At 68.9% G+C, this 19,725-nt stretch carries 15 protein-coding genes, 1 tRNA gene and 1 pseudogene; 6 read left to right on the forward strand and 11 right to left on the reverse strand.

Annotated elements, in window-relative coordinates; translation table 11 throughout:
* Positions 1–5: 5 nt before the first annotated feature.
* A complete protein-coding gene (locus NS3_RS01030) occupies positions 6–575 on the reverse strand; it encodes a YdcF family protein (RefSeq protein ID WP_084494927.1) in 570 nt (189 codons plus the stop codon).
* 142 nt (positions 576–717) lie between these two features.
* On the opposite strand from NS3_RS01030, the gene NS3_RS01035 reads away from it, so the two are divergent.
* Positions 718–2,040, forward strand: coding sequence for a UDP-glucose dehydrogenase family protein (locus NS3_RS01035; protein WP_067852312.1), 1,323 nt, complete (start codon positions 718–720; stop codon positions 2,038–2,040).
* Positions 2,041–2,211: 171 nt separating this feature from the next.
* Positions 2,212–3,642: a DUF7159 family protein gene (locus NS3_RS01040; RefSeq protein WP_245649392.1), complete on the forward strand. Its 1,431-nt coding sequence runs from the start codon at positions 2,212–2,214 to the stop codon at positions 3,640–3,642.
* A gap of 980 nt (positions 3,643–4,622) precedes the next feature.
* Here NS3_RS01040 and NS3_RS01045 read toward each other — a convergent pair.
* The 4 genes and pseudogenes from NS3_RS01045 to dcd form a co-directional block, all read right to left on the reverse strand.
* Positions 4,623–5,912 (reverse strand): annotated as a pseudogene (locus tag NS3_RS01045) (YibE/F family protein); the annotation flags it as partial.
* 457 nt (positions 5,913–6,369) lie between these two features.
* On the reverse strand, positions 6,370–7,623 hold the full coding sequence (locus tag NS3_RS01050; protein ID WP_067852314.1) for a pyridoxal phosphate-dependent aminotransferase: 1,254 nt from the start codon (positions 7,621–7,623) through the stop codon (positions 6,370–6,372).
* A 50-nt stretch (positions 7,624–7,673) separates the two neighbouring features.
* Positions 7,674–9,014, reverse strand: coding sequence for a helix-turn-helix domain-containing protein (locus NS3_RS01055; protein WP_169811574.1), 1,341 nt, complete (start codon positions 9,012–9,014; stop codon positions 7,674–7,676).
* A gap of 395 nt (positions 9,015–9,409) precedes the next feature.
* Positions 9,410–10,012 (reverse strand): dCTP deaminase, encoded by a 603-nt coding sequence (dcd, locus tag NS3_RS01060; protein WP_067852323.1) that lies wholly within the window; start codon positions 10,010–10,012, stop codon positions 9,410–9,412.
* A 100-nt stretch (positions 10,013–10,112) separates the two neighbouring features.
* Between dcd and NS3_RS01065 the strand changes: the two genes are divergently transcribed.
* Positions 10,113–10,886, forward strand: coding sequence for an SDR family NAD(P)-dependent oxidoreductase (locus NS3_RS01065; protein WP_067852325.1), 774 nt, complete (start codon positions 10,113–10,115; stop codon positions 10,884–10,886).
* Between the two features lie 55 nt (positions 10,887–10,941).
* Positions 10,942–11,748, forward strand: coding sequence for a phosphatase PAP2 family protein (locus NS3_RS01070; protein WP_067852327.1), 807 nt, complete (start codon positions 10,942–10,944; stop codon positions 11,746–11,748).
* Here the strand turns inward: NS3_RS01070 and NS3_RS01075 are convergent.
* The gene (locus NS3_RS01075; RefSeq protein WP_245649394.1) at positions 11,729–13,048 is read right to left on the reverse strand and encodes a lipase family protein; all 1,320 of its coding nucleotides are present in this window, start codon (positions 13,046–13,048) and stop codon (positions 11,729–11,731) included. The genes NS3_RS01070 and NS3_RS01075 overlap by 20 nt on opposite strands.
* Positions 13,045–13,929 (reverse strand): esterase/lipase family protein, encoded by an 885-nt coding sequence (locus NS3_RS01080; RefSeq protein WP_307608707.1) that lies wholly within the window; start codon positions 13,927–13,929, stop codon positions 13,045–13,047. The genes NS3_RS01075 and NS3_RS01080 overlap by 4 nt, the downstream gene beginning before the upstream one ends.
* Before the next feature lie 550 nt (positions 13,930–14,479).
* Between NS3_RS01080 and NS3_RS01085 the strand changes: the two genes are divergently transcribed.
* Both NS3_RS01085 and NS3_RS01090 read left to right on the forward strand, forming a co-directional pair.
* On the forward strand, positions 14,480–15,736 hold the full coding sequence (locus NS3_RS01085) for a PucR family transcriptional regulator (protein WP_067852332.1): 1,257 nt from the start codon (positions 14,480–14,482) through the stop codon (positions 15,734–15,736).
* A 141-nt stretch (positions 15,737–15,877) separates the two neighbouring features.
* Positions 15,878–15,948, forward strand: a tRNA-Gly gene (locus NS3_RS01090).
* Between the two features lie 84 nt (positions 15,949–16,032).
* Here the strand turns inward: NS3_RS01090 and NS3_RS01095 are convergent.
* From NS3_RS01095 to NS3_RS01110, 4 genes are read right to left on the reverse strand one after another with little or no spacing between them, the layout of a single operon-like run.
* On the reverse strand, positions 16,033–17,136 hold the full coding sequence (locus NS3_RS01095; RefSeq protein ID WP_245649395.1) for a tyrosine-type recombinase/integrase: 1,104 nt from the start codon (positions 17,134–17,136) through the stop codon (positions 16,033–16,035).
* A 23-nt stretch (positions 17,137–17,159) separates the two neighbouring features.
* The gene (locus tag NS3_RS01100) at positions 17,160–17,366 is read right to left on the reverse strand and encodes a helix-turn-helix domain-containing protein (RefSeq protein WP_084494929.1); all 207 of its coding nucleotides are present in this window, start codon (positions 17,364–17,366) and stop codon (positions 17,160–17,162) included.
* A gap of 9 nt (positions 17,367–17,375) precedes the next feature.
* The gene (locus tag NS3_RS01105; RefSeq protein ID WP_067852336.1) at positions 17,376–19,085 is read right to left on the reverse strand and encodes a replication initiator; all 1,710 of its coding nucleotides are present in this window, start codon (positions 19,083–19,085) and stop codon (positions 17,376–17,378) included.
* Entirely contained in the window at positions 19,082–19,708 is a 627-nt protein-coding gene (locus NS3_RS01110; RefSeq protein ID WP_157101091.1) for a hypothetical protein, read from the reverse strand. Before NS3_RS01110 ends, NS3_RS01105 begins: the two co-directional genes overlap by 4 nt.
* Positions 19,709–19,725 lie beyond the last annotated feature (17 nt).

Below are 19,725 nucleotides of genomic sequence, written 5' to 3' on the forward strand. Positions count from 1 at the left end.
TCGCGTCAGCAGTCCTCGAAGAACGCCTCGATGTAGGCGGCGGATTGGTAGAGGTAGTCGTAGGCCCATCGGGCAGGCGAGAGTTCCGGGCGCGGGTCGGCGAAGAGCAGTTCCCCGTCCCAGCATTTGCCGATGACGTAGCGGGCGCGGGAGATGTGCGGGGTGAAGGTGACGACGATGACGCGGGTCCAGCCCTCGGCACGGGCGTAGGCGGCCAGGGCGCGACCCTCGCCGCGGGTCGTGCGCGGATCGGGGTCGAAGCAGACGACCTCGAAGCTGTAGCCGCCGTGACAGATCCGGTTCATGCGGGCGCTGTATTCGTAGGGATCGGAGAACAGCACGCGCGGGGCGTACCCTTCGCGGGCCAGACGCAAGGCGAGTTGTTCACGGCCGTCGTGCGCGCCGCCGAGCACCAGGATCGCGTCGGCGGGAGCCGGCGGATCGGTGCGCGGACGCACGTAGACCGGCCACAGCGCCGCTGTCAGGCCGAGCACCAGCAGTGCCGCGAGGCAGGCGAGCAGGACATGGCGAGTCCGTCGCCGCAGTCGGATGCGAGCCGACCGAACACCACTCATCGCCGACGATGCTAGGCCCCGTGTCCACCCTCGTGTCACGCGCAACGCTCCGACCAGCGAGTTTCCGCCTGTACATCCGCTGTTGCCGTGACCCTTGCCTCACTGACGCGGCGTGGACATCGGGGCGGCATACCAATCGATCATGCGATGCACAGTCTTCGGAACCGGGTATCTCGGGGCGACCCACGCGGCGTGCATGGCCGAACTCGGACACGATGTGGTCGGGGTGGACATCGACCCCGGCAAGGTGGCCAAGCTCTCCGACGGGGTGGTCCCCTTCTACGAACCCGGGCTCGAGGCGGTGTTGCGACGCAATCTCGACGCGGGCAGGCTGCGTTTCACCACCTCCTACGACGAGGCCGCCGCGCACGCCCGCGTGCACTTCCTCGGCGTGGGCACCCCGCAGAAGAAGGGCGAGTACGCCGCCGATCTCACCCACGTGCACTCGGTGGTCGACTCATTGGTCCCCCGCATGCTCGAGCCGTCGGTGATCATCGGCAAGTCGACCGTCCCGGTGGGCACGGCCGCCGCGCTCGGGCGCCGCGCCAGGGCACTGACCGACCTCGAGGTCGAGGTGGCCTGGAATCCGGAGTTCCTGCGCGAGGGCTTCGCCGTGCAGGACACTCTCCGCCCGGACCGTCTGGTGCTCGGCGTCGACCGCGACCGCCCGGCCTCCGCCTGGGTCGAGGACATCGTTCGCGAGGTCTACGCCGACCTGCTCGACAACGAGGTCCCCTTCCTGAGCACGGATCTCGCGACCGCCGAACTGGTGAAGGTCTCGGCGAACGCCTTTCTCGCCACCAAGATCTCGTTCATCAACGCCGTCTCCGAAGTGTGCGACGCGACCGGCGCGGACGTGACCGTGCTGGCCGACGCGCTCGGTTACGACGCCCGCATCGGCCGCCGGTTCCTCAATGCCGGATTGGGTTTCGGCGGCGGCTGCCTGCCCAAGGACATCCGCGCGTTCATGGCGCGCGCCGGTGAACTCGGGGCCGAACACGCGGTCGCCTTCCTGCGCGAGGTGGACAACATCAATATGCGCCGCCGGACCAAGGTCGTGGACATGGCGGCCGCGGCCGTGGGCGGTTCACTGCTCGGCGCGAACGTGGCAGTGCTCGGGGCGGCCTTCAAACCCGAGTCCGACGACGTGCGCGACTCCCCGGCGCTGAACGTGGCGGGCATGATCCAGCTGCACGGCGCGGTGGTCACCGTGTACGACCCGAAGGCGCTGGAGAACTCCCGGCGGGTCTTCCCCACCCTGAACTACGCCACCTCGGTCGCCGAGGCCTGCGACCGCGCCGACGTGGTGCTCGTACTGACCGAATGGGACGAGTTCACCGCGTTGCGGCCTGCTGATCTGGACGATGTGGTGCGCGGCCGCTCGATCGTCGACGGCCGCAATTGCCTGGATCGCGCTTCCTGGCGAGGCGCCGGATGGGTGTACGCCGGACTCGGCACCCCGTAGAGTGGCCTGGCGAGGCCTCGCCGGGATGCTCAGCAAGGTGCCGGTCACAGCCTCCGGTGCGAGCGAGCGCCGCCGGTAGGGTCGCCGGAGCGGATCGCACGGGTCGTGTCGATCATGCGCAAGGGCGTGCGTTCGAAGACGAGGGCGCGCGGGAGACGAGTTAGGCAGCAGATGAGTTCGGTACTGGGAGTGTCGGTGGGGGCGAGCACCGTCCGTCTGGTGCGTCCACACGCCGGGAACTCCGCCGCGAACATCGATCCGGACGCATTCGACGTCCAATCTATCCGAGTATCACCGCCGCAGCGCGCCGAGGAACTGGCCGCCGAAGCGGTGGGCGTCGCGCTGGCCACCACGCCGGAGATCGGCGCGACCGCCATCGCCTACCGCAACGAGCAGCAGGCGCACGCGCTGCGCGCCGCGATGGCCCGGCAGCAGCTGACCGATTACGAACTGATCCCCGAGACCGTCGCCGCGGTGGAGTACGCCCAGGCCACCGGAGACATCCGCGGCATCTCCTCGCTGGTGGTCTACGACCTGGGCAGCTCCGGACTCACGGTGAGCGTCGTCGACGCTCAGACCAGGGAGGTCCGCCATACCGAGCGCACCAGCGACATCAGCGGCGACTACCTGGATTCGCTGATCCGCGAACAGCAGATCGCCTCCGGCCGGATCGCGCACCCGCAGGACGAAGCGGGCTTGGCCGCGCTCGACGTGCTGTGCCGGGAGGCCAAGGAGCAGCTGTCGTCCAATACCGCGGTCGCGCTGCCCAGCCGCCAGGGTCTGGTGCTGCTGACGCAGGAGAACTTGGAGTCGCTGATCATGCTGGCGATCGAGTCCTCGGCGCGCATGGCCCGCGATGTGATCGTGCGCTCGGACCGCCCGGCGCACGGCGTGCTCGCCATCGGCGGCAGTGCGCGGATCCCGCTGCTGGGCAAGGTGCTCGAACGCTGGATGGGCGTGCAGGTGATCGTGCCGGAGAGCCCGGAGACCGTGGTCGCGCGGGGCGCGGCGCTGCTGGCACGTCCGGTGCAGGTCCGTCCTGTCGCCCCCCGGCCCGCGCCCGCCCGGCCCGTGTCGGTACCCGCCGACGCGACCGCGCAACAGCAGAACGGGCGGGTCGGCGGTTTCGACGACGAAATGTCTCCCGCGTGGCTGTCGTCGACGTCAGGGAAACGAGCCTCCAAGCGCGACAAGCTCGACGCGAGCATGCCCGACTGGCTGGCCGCCGCGACGCGTAACGACCGCAGGCCCGAGGTGAACGGCGCGGTGCTCACGGTGAGCGCGCTGGTCGTGGTCGCCGCCATCGGCCTCGGCCTCGGCTACGGCCCCCAGGTGCTCGAACGCGACCGCAGCGACGACGATCTCACCTCGGTCCCGACCACCACCCCGCCGCGTACCACCACCCTGGAGCCCCAGATCGCGGTCGCCCCCGAGACCACCGAGGTCGAAGAATCCATCGTGGTGGCCCCGCCACGTGACACCTCCACGCCGCCACCGACTACGCCCGGCCCCAATACCTTCGTCGTGCCCGGTCTTCCGCCGATCGTGATTCCGACGATCCCGCCGGAGGCCTTCCCCTTCCCCGCGCCACCGCAGCGCTGAGGCCGGGGACTCTCGGATCCGCTCACCGCTGCCGGTCCTTATGGATCAGGACCGGCAGCGTGTACTCCGATGCCGACCGTCAGGCCGATCTCGGGTGATCCGCGGTCGACCGCGGGCAGCGCGTAGGACGGTGTCCGACCGACCACCCGACACCGGGGCCGCGCGGCGAGGGCGGCGAGCCGCGCAGTCCACCGGAGACCTCAGCGCCGCGGGTACTCCTCGCCCAGGTCTCGGCCGCGCACATCCCCGGCGCCCCAGCCCTGGTCGGCTGCGCCCCGCTGGTGCCTTCCCTGTTCGTTCGAGCCACGCTCGCCCGGCCACCCCTCGGCCGCGCTGTCGCCGGCTTGCCACGCTTCGGGCGACCTGCCGTCCGTCCGCCAACCGTCCGCCGACCGGCTGTCCTCCTGCCACGCCTCGGGCGATCTCTGGTCTGCCTGCCAACTGTCCGCGGGATCGCTCCCGGTCGGCCACGCCTGGGCCGACCCACTCCCGGTCGGCCACACCTCCGCCGACCCGCTGCCGGTCGGCCACACCTGCGCGGGACCGCTGCCGGTCGGCCGAGCAGCCTGCGCCGACCTGTTCTCCGCCGGCCGCCCCGCATCCGCTCCGCTCTCCTGTTGCCGATGCGTCGCGGACCGCTGGTGCGCCGGACCGCCGTGGGCCGGCCACCCGTCACTCACCCCGCCCTCTGCCGCGTGGCTGCCGACGGTCCTGTTCTCCGCCGAACGGCCGCCCGGGGTGCCCACGCCCGCGATCGGCCGGCCACCGGTATCCGGGCCGGTCGAGGGCCTGCCGACGGCGCCGTGCGCCGACCCGTGCTCACCCGTCTCATCCACTACCTGCCGCTCACCGGTTCCGCTCCCCGGCAACCGGCGTCGTGGAGCCCTGCTGCCCGGAGATCGCCCCTCGGCCTCTCCCCGCTCGGCAGGTCGCCGTCGCGCCGGTCGCCCCCCGGCAGTTCCGCTCGCACCCCGAGCAGCCCGCCCGTGCCGCGGCCCCGACACCGCGACCGCCACCTCGGGCTCGGGCTCGGGCCCCGACCCGCAGAACGGACGCGCCAGCATCACCGCGATACCGGTGGTCAACGGCACCGACAGCGCGAGCGCGATACCGCCGACCGAGGAGCGCGCGATCTCGATCGCCACGGCATCACCCACGAGCACATCCCGGATGGAGCGCCCCGCCACGCTGAACAGCAACAGCAACGGCAGCGCGCCACCGGCGTAGGCGAGCACCAGGGTGTAGACGGTGCTGGCGATGTGGTCGCGGCCCACCCGCATGGCGGCGGCGAAAACCTCACGGCGGGAAGCCTCTTTGTCCAGCTCGGCCAGCTCGAAGGCCGCCGACGCCTGGGTGATGGTGACGTCGTTGAGCACGCCCAGCGAGCCGATGATGAACCCGGCCAACAGCAGTCCGGTGATGGAGACGTGCTGAATGTAGGTGGCGACGTTGGTGTTCTGTTCCTCCGACAACCCGGTCAGCCGCGTCATCTCGATCGCCATCCAGGACAGCACCGCCGCGAGCACCATCGAGGTGAGCGTGCCCAGCAGCGCCGAGGAGGTGCGCAGGTTCACCCCGTGCGCGAGGTACAGCACCGCGTAGAGGATCAGCGACCCGGAGACCAGCGCGACCGGGATGGCCGGTTTGCCGTCGAGCAGCGCGGGCAGCAGGAACATCACCAGCACCGCGAACGCGAACCCGAGACCGAGCAATGCCCGCAGACCCCGCCAGCGCGCCACCACGATCACCACCACCACGAAGACCAGCGCGATCAACGCCAGCGGGAACCCGCGCGAGTAGTCGTCGAAGGAGTACATCGGCGTGCCGTAGGGATCGGTCTGGCGCACGATACGGATCTCGTCGCCCGCCACCAGCGAGGGCTGGCCGGGACCGGGCGAGAGCTCGAGCAACGTCCGGTTGCCCGCGTGCGGGCCGGAATCGATGTCGATCAGCACACGTTCGCACTCGTAGTTGTTGTTGCGCGGCGCCTCCGGCTTGTCGGCGAACACCTTGCCGATGGAGGGACTGCCACACGCTCCGACATCGGCGGCGACCACCGTGCCCGCCTCGGTCTCCACCGCCCCGCCGCCCGCGGTCTGCATGGGCAGCGGGATCTCGATGTTCTGCCGGTCCGGCCACAACATGACGGCGGCCAGCAGAGTGATCGCGCCGATCACGGTGAGCAGGCCGATCACGACCCGGGCCGCGGTCGCGCCGATCGCGATGGGACCGGAATGGTCGTGGTGGTGGTGATGATGGTGGTCGCTCACCGGGCTCCTGCCTGTCGTGTCCCGGGTGCCGTGACCGGACAGGGAAACGGCGGCGACCGGGAAGCTACGCGGTGCCGAGCTTAAAGGATGAGCAATCCCTGCTCGGCTGCCGGAGTTGCGCTGAGGTGGCGAAACGGCACGCACCGAGATCGCCGCGGAGTCGAGCGGCTGAGGGCAGAAGTTCGGGAAGGGGGCGGCGGAGAGCAGGGGGATGTCTCCGCCGCCCGCAGGGTCGGCGGCCCAGGGGGGTAGGCGGCCGGAACCCGAGGTACAGGTTGCCCAGGGGGGGTAGGCAACCCGACCGGGCACTTGAAGTGCCGAGAGCCACTGTACACAAAACTTCTCGTTTTGCGCTAGCCGATCTTCAAAACTCGCCTATATCCGAACATTAGGTATGTTTTGAGCCCGGAAGCGGGGCGATTTTGCACCGATCGCCCCTGTCGGCCGTATATGCCGGTTATTGCCGGTAACTCGCCAAGAAGTTGCCGAACCGCTCGATCGCCACCGCGAGGTCGCGTGCCCAGGGCAGGGTCACGATGCGCAGATGATCGTGGTCGGGCCAGTTGAAGCCGGTGCCCTGCACCATCAGGATCTTCTCCTGCAGCAGCAGATCCAGGATCAGCTTCGAATCGTCCTGGATCTCATAGACGTTCGGGTCCAGCCGCGGGAACGCGTACAGCGCGCCCTTCGGCTTCACGCACGACACCCCGGGGATCATGTTCAACCGCTCCCAGGCGACATCGCGCTGTTCCAGCAGCCGCCCGCCCGGCAGGATCAGATCCTCGATGCTCTGGTACCCGCCGAGCGCGACCTGGATCGCGTGCTGCGCGGGGACATTCGGGCACAGCCTCGACGAGGCCAGCAGGTCGATGCCCTCCAGGAACCCGCGCGCGTGATCCTTGGGGCCGGTGATGACCATCCAGCCCGAGCGATAGCCCGCCACCCGATAGGCCTTGGACAGGCCGTTGTAGGTCAGGCACAGCAGATCCGGCGCGAGGGTCGCCAGCGAGGTGTGCTTGGCGTCGTCGTAGAGGATCTTGTCGTAGATCTCGTCGGCCAGCAGCAGCAGCCGGTACTTGCGCGCCAGGTCGACGATCTGCTGCAGCACCTCCGCCGAGTACACCGCGCCCGTCGGGTTGTTCGGGTTGATGACCAGCAGCGCCTTGGTCTTGTCGGTGATCTTGGCTTCGATGTCGGCGATGTCGGGCTGCCAGCCGTTGGACTCGTCGCACAGGTAGTGCACGGGCGTGCCGCCGGCCAGGCTGGTCATCGCCGTCCACAGCGGGTAGTCCGGGGCCGGGATCAGCACCTCGTCGCCGTTGTCCAGCAGCGCCTGCATGGTCAGGGTGATCAGTTCGGAGACGCCGTTGCCCAGATAGACGTCGTCGACGTCGACCTGAGGGAAGCCGGGCACCAGCTCGTAGCGGGTGACGATCGCCCGGCGCGCGGACAGTATGCCCTTGGACTCGGAGTAGCCCTGCGCGTGCGGCAGCGCGGCGATGATGTCGCGCATGATCACATCGGGGGCGTCGAACCCGAACGGCGCGGGATTGCCGATGTTGAGCTTGAGGATGCGATGCCCCTCCGCCTCCAGCCGTGCCGCGTGTGCGTGTACCGGTCCACGGATTTCGTAGACGACGTTCTGCAGCTTGGTGGACTGCTCGAGCACACGTGGCGGGTGATGCGGTAGATGAGGACTCACCCGTCCCATGGTGCCACCACCGGCAAACCGATTATCTGCCGCGTCGCCCGCGCCGCGATTCAGGCGCCGATCGAATGCCCACCGGCCGACATACCCTTGGCCGAGGGCCCCTCGCAGAACTCCTCGATGCGTTCGTCCAGCTCACGGGCTCGGGCGGAGTCCCGGAAGCGCGGCGTGGCGATCCGGCGGCGCACCCCCGCCAGCCGCTCGGGAAGCTGGGCGATGCGCCGATCCTCGTCCAGCGCCAGTACCGGGGCGAGCACCTCCGCCGCGCCGTCGAGGCTGCCGTTCATCAGGTGCGCGGCGGCGCTGTCCACTCGGGTGAGCGCCTCCGCGCCGTAGGAGCGCTTCTCCAGCGGACCGCTGGCATACAGCTCGATGGCCCGGCTGGTCGCGGCCAGCGCCTGCTCGGCCTGACCGAGGTGGATATAGGTGGCACCCGCGTAGTACTGCGCCTTGGCGTCGGGGAAGCCGAACACCCCGCCGATCTCGTCGTGCAGGTCGTCGGCGGCGCCGTGGGCGCTCGCCTCGTCGGCGGCTCGCACGCACCGGTCGGTGTCGGCGGCGTTGCCCAGAGTCGCCCACATCCTGGCCTCGATATTGAACAGCCGCACCCGCGCGGTCGCGGACTCGGCGTACTCCTGCCCGCTCTGGGCCAGCAGCACCGCCCGGCGCGGACGCTGCGAGCGGCACTCGATCAACGCGTGCATCCCGCGCGTCCAGGCCCGCAACCCGTTGTGATCGCAGAGCTCGGCATAGGCCCAGGCGGCCCTGACCTGCTCGGCGGCGGCGTCGAGATAGCCGAGATCGGTGCTGGCATTGGCGAGCAGACCGGTCAGCGTGCCCGCCAGCAGATAGAGGTGTCTGGTGTCGGCGGGCCGCTGATGGCCTTCCAGCAACCGGTAGACGCGACGGCGCACCCGCAGCATCTCGACGGTCATCGGCACCGGCGGAATGTGCACGTAGTCGTTGGCGATCCGCACGACATCCGCGTCGAGCTGCTCCAACGTGGTCGCACCGACATTGGTGCTCTCGGCCCGGCCGACGTGATCGCTGGCCTCGTGGGCAGCCGCCATGATCAGATCCCTCTCCGAAATCGACGCCAACGCATCACCCCTGATCGCACCGGAGCCGATGAGAGCCAGCAGATCCGCGTCGCTCGTACTACTGGACGGCCCTGTCGGGCTCGCCCCCGTGTCGGCCGCGGGCTTTCGATCCAGCAACGGCTGATCGATGAGAGCCGCGAACCGCGCCCGCACAACCTCGTCGGACCTGGCCAGGGAAGTGTCGAGGGCGGCTTGGTTCACCGGACGCGGATGCACCCGGCTGCCCCCCGCCTCCCATTTGGATACGAGCCTCTCGTGCACACCGAGGTGTGCGGCGAACTCCCGAATGCTCATCCGCTTGGCATCGCGAAGGGCCCGGGTCTCTCTCCCTGACCACTGCCGGACCACGATGACATCCCTTCCCCGACCGAACTCCCTTATCAGAGTACGTTTCCCGATGTGTCCCCGGCCACAGTCAATTCGGCAAAGGCGCGGAGGGCAGTGGATGGGCAGCAGAAGGCGCGCGTGGCGAACTCACCCTCAAGGGGCGTGTCGGGGCACCCTCGAAAGGTACGGCGATGTCGCCGCCCGAGCGGGCGAGCCGCCGGGATGGGTGCTCCCGGAAGGTGATCCGCGCGCCGGGACGGCGAGCTCCCGCCGATCGCCGGGGAAGCGGCGGGAGTTCGGCGGCGGGGACCGGAAGTGCGTCGCCGGTCCCCGTCGGTCGAAAGCCGTTCGGCTCGAACGAATTACAGCTCGGCTTCGACGGCGTCGATCGCTTCGGTCGGCAAGGGGAAGTTGAGATACGACCGCGAAGGTGTCGGCCCGCGCTGCCCCTGATACTTCGAGCCCGCGGCGGCACTGCCGTAGGGGTGCTCGGCGGGACTGCTCAGCCGGAACAAGCACAGCTGGCCGATCTTCATCCCCGGCCACAGGGTGATCGGCAGGTTCGCCACGTTCGACAGTTCCAGCGTGATGTGACCGCTGAACCCCGGATCGATGAACCCGGCGGTCGAGTGCGTCAGCAGTCCGAGGCGGCCGAGGCTGGACTTGCCCTCCAACCGACCTGCCAGATCGTCGGGCAGAGTGCAGATCTCCAGCGTGGACCCGAGCACGAACTCGCCGGGGTGCAGCACGAACGGCTCGCCCTCGCCCGGTTCCACCAGGCTGGTCAGCTCGTCCTGGCGCTGGGCCGGGTCGATATGGGTGTAGCGGGAGTTGTCGAAGACCCGGAACATGCGGTCCAGGCGCACGTCGATGCTGGACGGCTGGATCAGGTTGTCCAGGAGCGGCTCGACCCCGAGACGCCCAGCGGCGATCTCCGCACGGATGTCACGATCGGAAAGCAGCACGCCATGAGCGTAGCGGTCGGCCTCATTCGGTCATCGCCCGCACAGTGACAGGCCGCGACAGATAACCTCTCGTTGACTCACCACGGAAGGACCTCACACCATGACCGACGCCTCCCCGTTCGACCTCACCGGTCACGTCTCCGTCGTCACCGGCGGCAATTCCGGCATCGGCCTCGGCTTCGCCCGCGGTCTGGCCCGCGCGGGCGCGGACGTGTGCATCGTCGGCCGCAACGTCGAGCGCAACGAGGCCGCGGCCAAGGAACTGAGCGAATTCGGCCACCGCGTGCTGACCCTGGCCTGCGACGTCGCCGACGAGCAGCAGGTCGCCGACACCATCGGCCGGGCCGCCGCCGAACTGGGCCGCATCGACTCCTGCTTCGTCAACGCGGGCGTCCCCCAGGGCACCGTCCCGTTCCTGGAGACCGATCTCGCCGAGTTCCGCCGCGTCACCTCGGTCAACCTCGACGCCGCCTTCGTCACCCTGCGCGAGGCCGCCAAGGTGATGGTCGCCCAGGGCGACGGCGGCAGCCTGGTCGCCACCGCCAGCCTCGCCTCCCAGCAGGGCGTCCCCCGCGGCCAGTCCTATGCAGCCAGCAAGGCGGGCATCATCGCCGTGATGAACTCCATCGCCGTCGAGCTCGCCAAGCACCGCATCCGCGCCAACTCCGTGCTCCCCGGCTGGGTGGAAACCCCCATGACCGACGGCATCTTCCACTGGGACCGCTTCCGCGACCGCGTCCTGCCCCGCATGCCCGTCGGCCGCTGGGGCCGCGCCGAGGACTTCGAGTCGGTGGCCGTCTACCTGGCCAGCCCTGCCAGCGCCTTCCACACCGGCGACTCCCTGCTCATCGACGGCGGCTACAGCAAGTTCTGACCCGCTGAGCTCATCCCCGCGCCGGTCACCGGCGCGGGGATGTCATCGTGGAGGGGTGAGCTCTCCGTCGCCCTCCACGAAGCCCGGGCCCCCGATAGTCCGCGCGCTCGCCCTCACCGCCGCCCTGCTCGCGGCCTGCTTCGGCGTGCTCACCGTCAATGTCGTCGTCCACGACGTCCGCGCTCACGGCGCCGAGGACCACAGCGGAATCCTCGCCGCCGACCCGCAGATCTCCGGCTGGGCGATCGAGCAGCGCACCACCGTTCTCACCACGCTGGCGCGCATCGTCAGCACCGTGGGCGACACCCTGTCCATGACCATCCTCGCCACGATCGTCTGCGCTCTCCTGCTGCGCTCGGGCGACCGCGCCAGGGCCGCCCTCGTCGCCGCCGCGGGCCTCGGCGCCGCCGTCATCGTCTTCGGCGGCAAACGCCTGATCGGCCGCGAACGCCCACCCGCCGCCGACCGCCTCACCTACGAACCCAGCCTCTCCTACCCCTCCGGCCACGCCGTAGCCAGCTGCGTCGTCATCGCGATCTGCGCGGCGGTCTTCCTGCCCCGAATCACCCGTCTCGCCGTCCGGATCGTCGCCGGGCTGCTCGCGGCGGCCTTCGTCCTCTCGGTCGGATGGTCGCGGGTGTATCTGGGGGTGCACTGGCCGACCGACGTGCTGGGCGCGTGGTGCGCGAGCATCGCCTGGGTCTCGTTCTGCCTGGCGGTGTTCCACTATCGACAGCGAATACCGGGCCCCGACCACCCCGACGCCGCGCTCCCCGCCACGAGTCGACCCGCCGCGGCCGGTCTGCTGAGCACGCGAGTGCGCGCCGAGCGCACTCCTCCCGTCAATCATGACGTGCCGTAATCGGCCTGCCGCAGAACATGCGGACGAGCAGAGCCATACCCCGAAGGTGACCCCTCGCTTCTCGCCTGGTCCAGGCGATCGACCACACGGTCCGGGTCGTGTCGGGCGGTAGATCCTTCCGGTCGAATCGGTCGGCCATCCAGTTCATGGTGGCCGGAGTGCCGAGGTAGAGCAGCGCGAGGTGGAAGCTGAGCCGGTCGCGCACATAGTGGATGTGCGCGCCGGCGCGGCGGTATCTGTCCACATGCCGATCCACGTCGTCGACGGCGATGAGTTCGTCGTTGACACCCTGGATGATCAGAACCGGCATGGACGGGGCCTGTCCACCCGGACGGATATCGTCCAGAACACGCCGCATCTGAGCGCCGTTCAGCAGGTCGGCGAAGCTGGATTCGCTGTACTCGTCGAGGTTCTTCCCCGCGAACCGTGGCAGCAGGGCCAACGTGGTGCGAGACGCCGCGTCCGCGAGCAGGGTGTGGAATGCGGGTCCGGCGTGGGCACGAAGGACGCTGTCCAACTCCGGGTACGCCCGCCGCAGCGCGGCCACACAGACGGTGGAGAACCCGGAGAGCAGCGATCCGTTGAGCCGCAGGAAAGCGGCTCCGGGGTCGCCGACGGGTGAACCGGCCACCGCACCGACGATATTGAGCTCCGGTGCGTAACCCGCTGCCATTTCCGCAGCCCAGGCCGTGGCCAGTCCCCCACCGGAATAGCCCCACAGTCCGACATCGGTGGCGGCATCCAGTCCCAAGGGCCGGAAGCCGAGCGCCGCGCGGATGGCGTCGAGCGCCCGATATCCGGGTTCACGCGCGACTCCGAAGTGACCGCCCATGCCACCGTGGTCCGGCACAGTGACCGCCCAACCCCGAGCCAGTGCCTCGGCGATGACCGGCAGTTCCAACTGCGGGATGGCGCCGAGTGCGCGCGCGCCGTGCCGCAGTGCGTAGGAGGGGAAACAGTTCGAGCTGACGCCGTCGATCGCGCACTGGAACGACAGCAGAGGCCGCCGCACCGTGGGATCGGCCCCCGCGGGCAGCAGTACGGTCGTCACCGCGACATCCGGGACCCCGTGCAGATCGCTGGTGCGATAGAGCAGTTGCCATGCCGAGAGCCGTTGCGGGATCACGCCGAACAGCGCGACCCTGATACCGCGGGCCCGCAGGACAGCGCCGGGCGCACGCTGCTCGAATCCCTCGGGCGGGCGGCAGAATTCATCGTCCTCCGGTCGCAGCGTGCCGTCGGTGTCCAGGTCGGAGACCGGGACCGGCTCGGCGGGCTCCGATTCCAGGTGCAGGCTCACAGACCACCGCCTCCACCGATCAGCCACGGGTTGAACGCGCAGACCGGCGTCGTCGCGGTCGCCGGATCGAGCGCGTTCAGCGTGATGCTCGCCGCGCGCGGGGAGTACATGAGGGTGAGGTGATCGGACAGGTCCTGATCGCAGCCGTCCTGCAAGGTGATGTTGTGGACCGTCGCACCCGCACCCGCCCGCAGGAATGCCCAGTCGTAGGGATTGGTGACCTCGTCGTAGCGCGAGGCCACCGCGGTGTACTCCACGCCGGGCACGGTGTCGCCGTCGGCGTTGAGCGCGGCGTAGAACGGGGAACCGACCGCCTGCTGGATATTGGACATCCCGACGATCGGTTCCACGAACCCCAGGATGTTCACCCCGAGATTGTTGACAGCCCGCCCCAACGAGGCGATCCCCATCAGCGAGGTGCCGTGGTGGGTGGCCCCGAAGGTCACCAGCCTGCCGACCTTGTCCGCGCCGCCGTCGAACTTCAGATACCGGTTGGCGACCGTGCCGCCCTGCGAGTGACCCACGATGTCGACCTTGTCCGCCCCGGTGGCCGCACGTACCCGGTCGACGAATTGCGCGACCTGGAGTGCGGATTCCTCCATGGGACCGACCCCGTAGCGTCCCGGCAGCACCGCGCCGAGGCCGCCGCCCTCCGCGAGTCCGGACCGGCCGAAGTTGAGCGCGAACACGCAATACCCCGCGCGGGCCAGCCGCGGCGAGAGGTAGGAGAAGGTGTCGTAGGCGTTGAGCCACGTGCCGTGCAACAGCACCACCGGACGCGGATGCCGATCACTCGGCTCACAGTCCCACCGATTGGCTCCGGCCGGAGCCGAATTCGGATTCGTCAGCCCGTAGGCGAACGCCGCCAGCGGCGCCGTCATCTCGGGACCTTCGCCGACCGCCGCCGCCGCGCTGCTTCGCCCCCACGCGGAACCGCTACCCGACCCGCTCCCCGATCCACTTCCGAAGTCGCCGCCGGTATCGACCACGGCTTTCGGCTGCCTTCCGTCCGGTGCCGGTGCGAGTCCGGCGGACACGGTGTCGGCGAACGCCGCCAGCTCGGCCTCAGGTGAGGGCGATGCGCTCGCGGCGCCCCCGAGTCCCACTCCCTGTGCGAGACCTATGCCGGCGACCAGGGTCGCACACGCGACGATCCGGCCCATCTGTTGCCTCATTGCAAACATTTCCCGTACTTCCCATCCGTTCGGTCGGCACAGCACTACCGAATCGGTATGCCCCAGAGCACATTGCAGAGAGAACGTGATGGCCACCGCTGCGCCGCTGCGGTATCCGAAGTCTGTCCCGGCCGAGGGCCGGCGTCACTGCACTGGCGAACGAAGTTCGGCACCCTCGAATTGTCGGAGTGACAAAGTATCGGCGACGGCGGCCTGAGCGCTGTTCCCCGTCGGCGTTCTCGGCAACAATCGCGCTATGCCAGCCGCTCCGCCGTCGTCCACCGCCGATCCTCCGCTACTCGCCCGCATGCTCACCCGATGGCCACAGATAGCCGAACGACTGCTTGCTGATGGACTCGGAGCGACGACACCCGCCGCCGATCTACCGGAAGGCCACTTCCGACCGGAGGTACTGCCCGCCATCTACGCCTGCGGGCGCGCAGTGCTGCATGCCCTCGGCGAGAACCGCAAGCTCACCCGGGACGAAGTCATCACCTTCGTCGCGCCGGTCGCCGAACGCCACGCCGAAGACCGCTTCCCCTTGGCCATCCTCATCGAGGCCATCCACGCCTCGGCCCAGTCGGTGCTGGCCGAGGCAGCCGCCATCGCCAGGCCCGACGAAACCGACCAGCTGGTGGTGGTCGGCGCGGGCCTGCTCGATCTGCTGATGAACATCAACATCACCGTGATGGAGACCTACATCGAGGTCAACCAGTCCATCCACCACGCCGAACGTGAGGCCCGTCGCGAACTGTGCTCGGCACTGCTGCTCGGCCAACCCGCCGATGACCTCTCCGCACGGGCCGACATGCCGTTGACCGACCACTACACCGTGGTCGCGATCCAGACAGCGCCCGAAGAACCATCCACCGCCGCAGCCGATCTCATGGCACGCAGGCGAATTCGAATCCTGCACCGCGCCCTCGACACGCTCACCCACGGCACGGCGCTGGTCTCCTTCGACGGGACGTCCGGAATCGCACTCATACCGATATATTCCGAATCCGGCCCCGACCTACGCGGCGCAGGCGTGGCCGCCGATCTCGCCGACAAGTTGAGCGGCGCAACCTATCTCGCGGAGCGCGAGACCGTGGCACGCGCGGATCTGCCACGCGCCGCGTCCGAGGCCGCGGAACTGGCCACCCTCGCAAGGCTCCTGGGGCATCCCCCCGGCCTCTACCGACTCGACGACCTCCTCCTGGAATACCAGCTCACCCGCCCCGGCGCCGCACGCGACCGCCTGGCAGCACGCATCGTCCCGCTGCTACGCGCTCCCCACCTGCTCGAGGCACTGGAAGCACACCTACGCCTCGGCGACCGCAAGGCCGCCGCGGCCCACCTCCACGTGCATCCCAACACCCTCAGCTACCGCCTCCGTCGTGTCGGTGACCTCACCGGCATCGACCCGAACGAGCCGAACAACTCCCGCCTCCTGGCAGCCGCCGTCACGATCCACCGGCTCTACCCACCTGCCGGCACGCAGGCTGGGATGAGCGACGATTCTCGACCGTGAAGGACTTCGCCGAGGCCTGAGGACAGTGGAGGGTAAGTTGGGACCCGAGCCTCGACAAGGCCCGGCCCCGGGCTCCGGAGCACGAGAGTTGACCGATATAGTGCCTGGTCTGCTAGGCTCGCGATCGCGTCTGCGACGCACGCCGATGTAGTTCAATGGTAGAACTTCTGCTTCCCAAGCAGACAGCGCGGGTTCGATTCCCGTCATCGGCTCAAAGGCAATGACCAGGACTTTTGTCCTGGTCATTGCGCTTTTCCGGCACGGTCGGAAACCCCCGCGTGCCACACACGTGCCACTTACTCGCCGGAACGACCTTCCCGATACGCCGTCGCCATCCGCGACAAATCGTCAGCGATCCGCCGTTCCGCGTCGTCAGTGGCCCGCTGGTAGATCAGCGCCGCCCGCATGTCGTCGTGCCCCATACGTGCCATCAGGTCCTTGGTCGACATCCCCGACTTCGACGCCCACAGGTTCCCCGCATGGCGCAGATCGTGGAAGTGAGTGCCGGCCACTCCCGCCGCCGCGGTCACCTTCGACCACTTCACGATCTGAGTGAAGTTCGAGCGCCGCAGCGGGTTCCCACGCAGACCGGTGAACACGTACGAGTCCGGGTCGGCGCGAACGAACTCGTCCAGGTGCGCGAGAACGTCGGAGCGGATGGCCTCGGGAACCGTCAGAGTCCGAACACCCGCCCGCGACTTCGGAGCCGCCACAACGAGCCCCTTACCGGGCAACTCCACCAGCGCCTTCGCGATCCGCACCGAGGCGGCGCCGGTACCGAAGTCCGCCCGGGTCAGCGCCGTCACCTCGCCCCAACGAAGCGAACAAAAGGCAGTCAGCAGAATCAGCACCCGATACCGCTCCGGCATCGCAGCCGCCAGCCCGAACACCTGGGCGATGGTCAACACAGGCCGCTCAGGACTGCTCTCCTTGTCCGCACCACGCACACGGCAAGGGTTACGCGGAATGAGCTTGTCCTCATCCACCGCCGTGTTCATCGCCGCACGAATCAGCCGATACGCCTTGGCAGTCGCAATCTCGGACGCACCCGCAGCCAGCCGATCCGCCCGCCACTGCCGAACCATCGGAGTCGTCAACTTGCCGACCTCCACACCACCGAGCGCAGTTCCTTCGACGTGCGCTCGCAGCAACCAGCGATAGAGCTGCACCGTCTTCGGACGAAGCCCCGGCCGCTGATCAATCCACCGTTCCATGTATGCCGCGACCCGAACCTTGCTGCGCTCGGGATCGATCCAATCCCCCTGCAAGATCTGCACTTCCGTGGTCGACAACCACTGCTCTGCCGATTTCCTGGTCGCGAAAGTTCTAGGCGCAGGCCGCATCTGGCCATCCGGACCGCGATAGCGCGCCTGCCAACGCCCCGAAGGCAGCTTGCGCACACTGCCGAATCCACGCTTCCCCATCAGGCAGACTGCCGGTAGCACGGAGCGACTTCCACCCGACCAGCTTGGGCGTACGCCTCCAGGTCCCCGACCTTGAACCGCACGTGCCCGCCGACCTTGTAGAACACCACCCGCCGCTCGGCGACCAGGCGGCGAATGAACCGCTGTCCCGTCCCGAGATAGGCAGCCGCCCCCGGAACGTCCAAGTACTCGGGTCGAATGTCCACCTTTCCCCCTTACGCTGCTTCCTGATTCACTGAATGTTGTTGTGCTGCCACTGGCCCCGCTGCCAGGAGGGCGCGTGTGTACTCGGCCCGCCAGGTCGTGCGCTGAGCGATAGCGGCGAGGATGACGTGGTCCCGTGGTGGTGCCGAATGGTCGCCGGGCTCGACCGGCTTCACGACCCAGTGCGAGGTGTCGGGTTTGACGATCCCGGCCTGGGCGAGCAGTTGCCGAACGAAGTCGGCGCGGTCGGCCTTGTGGTCGGGGAGGGTCTTGCCCGACCAGCGTCGCGAAACCAGCACCCGACGACCGGGCAGGCCGAGGGTGTCTCGGCGGTGGGCTTTGCCCTTGCAGCGGCCGGGGATGGTCTTGTCGCTGGCGCCCTTCGGCACGATCCCGTAGCGCAGCCACACCGGGCAGCGCGGTGAGCACGGGGTGTGTTGCAGCTCGGCGTGCAATCGGTCGTAGTGCGCGGCCGTGCGGGCCGAGTCGGTCTCCAGGACTTCGCTGATCGACTTGGTGAGGTACTTGGTGACGTAGCCGATCGCGCGGTCGGCCTTCTCGCCGGAGATGAAGCCCTTCATGTCGCCGGGGTCCATGCGCTCCCCGAACCGCACTGTGTACGCGGGTTCGAGGTCGTCCACCGAGTCGAGGACATCGAGGGCTTCGTCCCAGGTGGTCAACGGCTTACCCGTGTCCGGGTCCACGAACGTCAACGCCTTGTAGTCCCAGACCGGCATCTTCTCGCCCGAGTAGCGTTCGTCCTGGGGGTCGAAGTAGGGCCACCACACCTGGTGGTAAGTCGCCGCGGTCACCATCCGCAGAATCTCGCGGGAGATCGCGCCACGCAGCAGCAGATGCAGATGCGGGGCACCCCGACGTTGGGGTTCGACGGTGGCGAAGTACTGCACGTCATAGCCGACGACCCGGCGCAGGTTCTGAATCCAGCGGTCCACGAGCTTGGAGAAGAACACGATGTCGCGGGCGGCGCTGGCGTAGTCGTAGGACTCCGGATCACGCGGCGAACCGTCCCCGCAGACCTTGCCGTCCTTGTCGGTGGCGCCGTCGCGGTTCATCGCCCCGTAGGACGGCATAGTGAGGGTGACCATCATCGAAGACCGGTAGCCGCCGATCACCTTGCCGACCGTGGTCTTGGAGACCTTCTTACGGGGCAGGTTCGGCACGTCCTGGCGGCGCTTGGTCGAACGCACCCGCCGAGCCCTTGGGGCCGGATCGAGAGGCGGGAGCGGCCCGCGGAATCCGGACTCACGGAGTTCGGCGTCGGTGTCGGCGACGAGCTGGGCGAGTTCACCGGCCAACTCGTCGTCACCGTCGCCCCGGGCGGTCCGGTAGTCGGCCACCAGGTCGGCGCGGTACGCCAGCAGTTCGGTCTGCTTCTCCGAGGGTTCGCGGGTCTCGTCCACCGGTTCGGTCTCGGCGTGCCAACCTTCCCGGCATTGAGTCATGCGCAGCCAGCGGGCTTTGTCCGCACATGGCTTGCACACGCTGGCGACCGTGGACTTGCAGGGCGACCCGACGTAGGTGACGTTGCCGGTGGTCGGGTCGAAGGCGCGCATGGTGATCGGCCGGACGCAGACGCCGAACTTCTCGGCGGTGGCCTGGGCGACGTCGGTGAAGTCCGGCAGGGCGCGACGCTGGGCCGCAGTCTGCCGAGCTGATGCCGGGGTCGCTTCCGTCGTCGGTTCGGTGGTGTCGGCGCTCATGCGGCAGCGTCCTTCGTCCAGTCGCCCCCGTCGATGATCTGCGGCAGGTTCACCGGTTCGGCGAGGGCATCGTGGTAGCGGAAGTTCAGTTCGACCAGGCCCGGGCCGAGGACGCGGACCCGGCACTCTTCGGCGCCGAAGGCGTGGGCGAGTTGCTCGGCCCGGTTGCTGTAGTCGTCGGGTCGGTGGCCGGCCACCATTCGCACGTGAACCAGGTCGTCACAGTCACCGATCCACACGTCGTGCAGACGAGGCACCCGCACGCGGTCACCGTCAGCGACGACCAGGCCGCAGGCGGTCAGCAGGCGCACCCAGCGACGGCGGTAGCGGAACCAGGCCAGGAACCGGGCACGAGCTCGGGCGGTGATCCAGCGGCGGAAGCTGGCCGGGTGCTTGAGCCGCCACCCCGCCAAACCTGCGAGCTGCACACCAACCAGACCGACCCCGGCCAGCGGATGCACCCACACACCGGCGGCCACGGCCAAGCCGAGCGGGAGCGAGACCATCGGGAACAGCACCAGCCACCGCGCCGTGACCGCGACGCCGACGAGGAATCCGGCGCCGAATTCGAGCAAGGCCAGGCCAAGGGGCGGCGCTGGCGCGCCGCCCAGCGGTGCCGCCACGCGGCACCGCACAGCCC

This window comes from Nocardia shimofusensis NBRC 100134, from assembly GCF_001613125.1.
GTDB lineage: Bacteria > Actinomycetota > Actinomycetes > Mycobacteriales > Mycobacteriaceae > Nocardia > Nocardia shimofusensis.

What these genes read in the sequence shown, in the direction of transcription:
- NS3_RS01080 (WP_307608707.1), bottom strand. Translation starts at nt 13,929, where the DNA reads ATGACGGCGCCGCTGGCGGCGTTCGCCTACGGGCTGACGAATCCGAAT.
- NS3_RS01105 (WP_067852336.1), bottom strand. Translation starts at nt 19,085, where the DNA reads ATGAGCGCCGACACCACCGAACCGACGACGGAAGCGACCCCGGCATCA.
- NS3_RS01050 (WP_067852314.1), bottom strand. Translation starts at nt 7,623, where the DNA reads ATGGGACGGGTGAGTCCTCATCTACCGCATCACCCGCCACGTGTGCTC.
- NS3_RS01040 (WP_245649392.1), top strand. Translation starts at nt 2,212, where the DNA reads ATGAGTTCGGTACTGGGAGTGTCGGTGGGGGCGAGCACCGTCCGTCTG.
- NS3_RS01065 (WP_067852325.1), top strand. Translation starts at nt 10,113, where the DNA reads ATGACCGACGCCTCCCCGTTCGACCTCACCGGTCACGTCTCCGTCGTC.
- NS3_RS01030 (WP_084494927.1), bottom strand. Translation starts at nt 575, where the DNA reads ATGAGTGGTGTTCGGTCGGCTCGCATCCGACTGCGGCGACGGACTCGC.
- NS3_RS01035 (WP_067852312.1), top strand. Translation starts at nt 718, where the DNA reads ATGCGATGCACAGTCTTCGGAACCGGGTATCTCGGGGCGACCCACGCG.
- NS3_RS01085 (WP_067852332.1), top strand. Translation starts at nt 14,480, where the DNA reads ATGCCAGCCGCTCCGCCGTCGTCCACCGCCGATCCTCCGCTACTCGCC.
- NS3_RS01055 (WP_169811574.1), bottom strand. Translation starts at nt 9,014, where the DNA reads ATGAGCATTCGGGAGTTCGCCGCACACCTCGGTGTGCACGAGAGGCTC.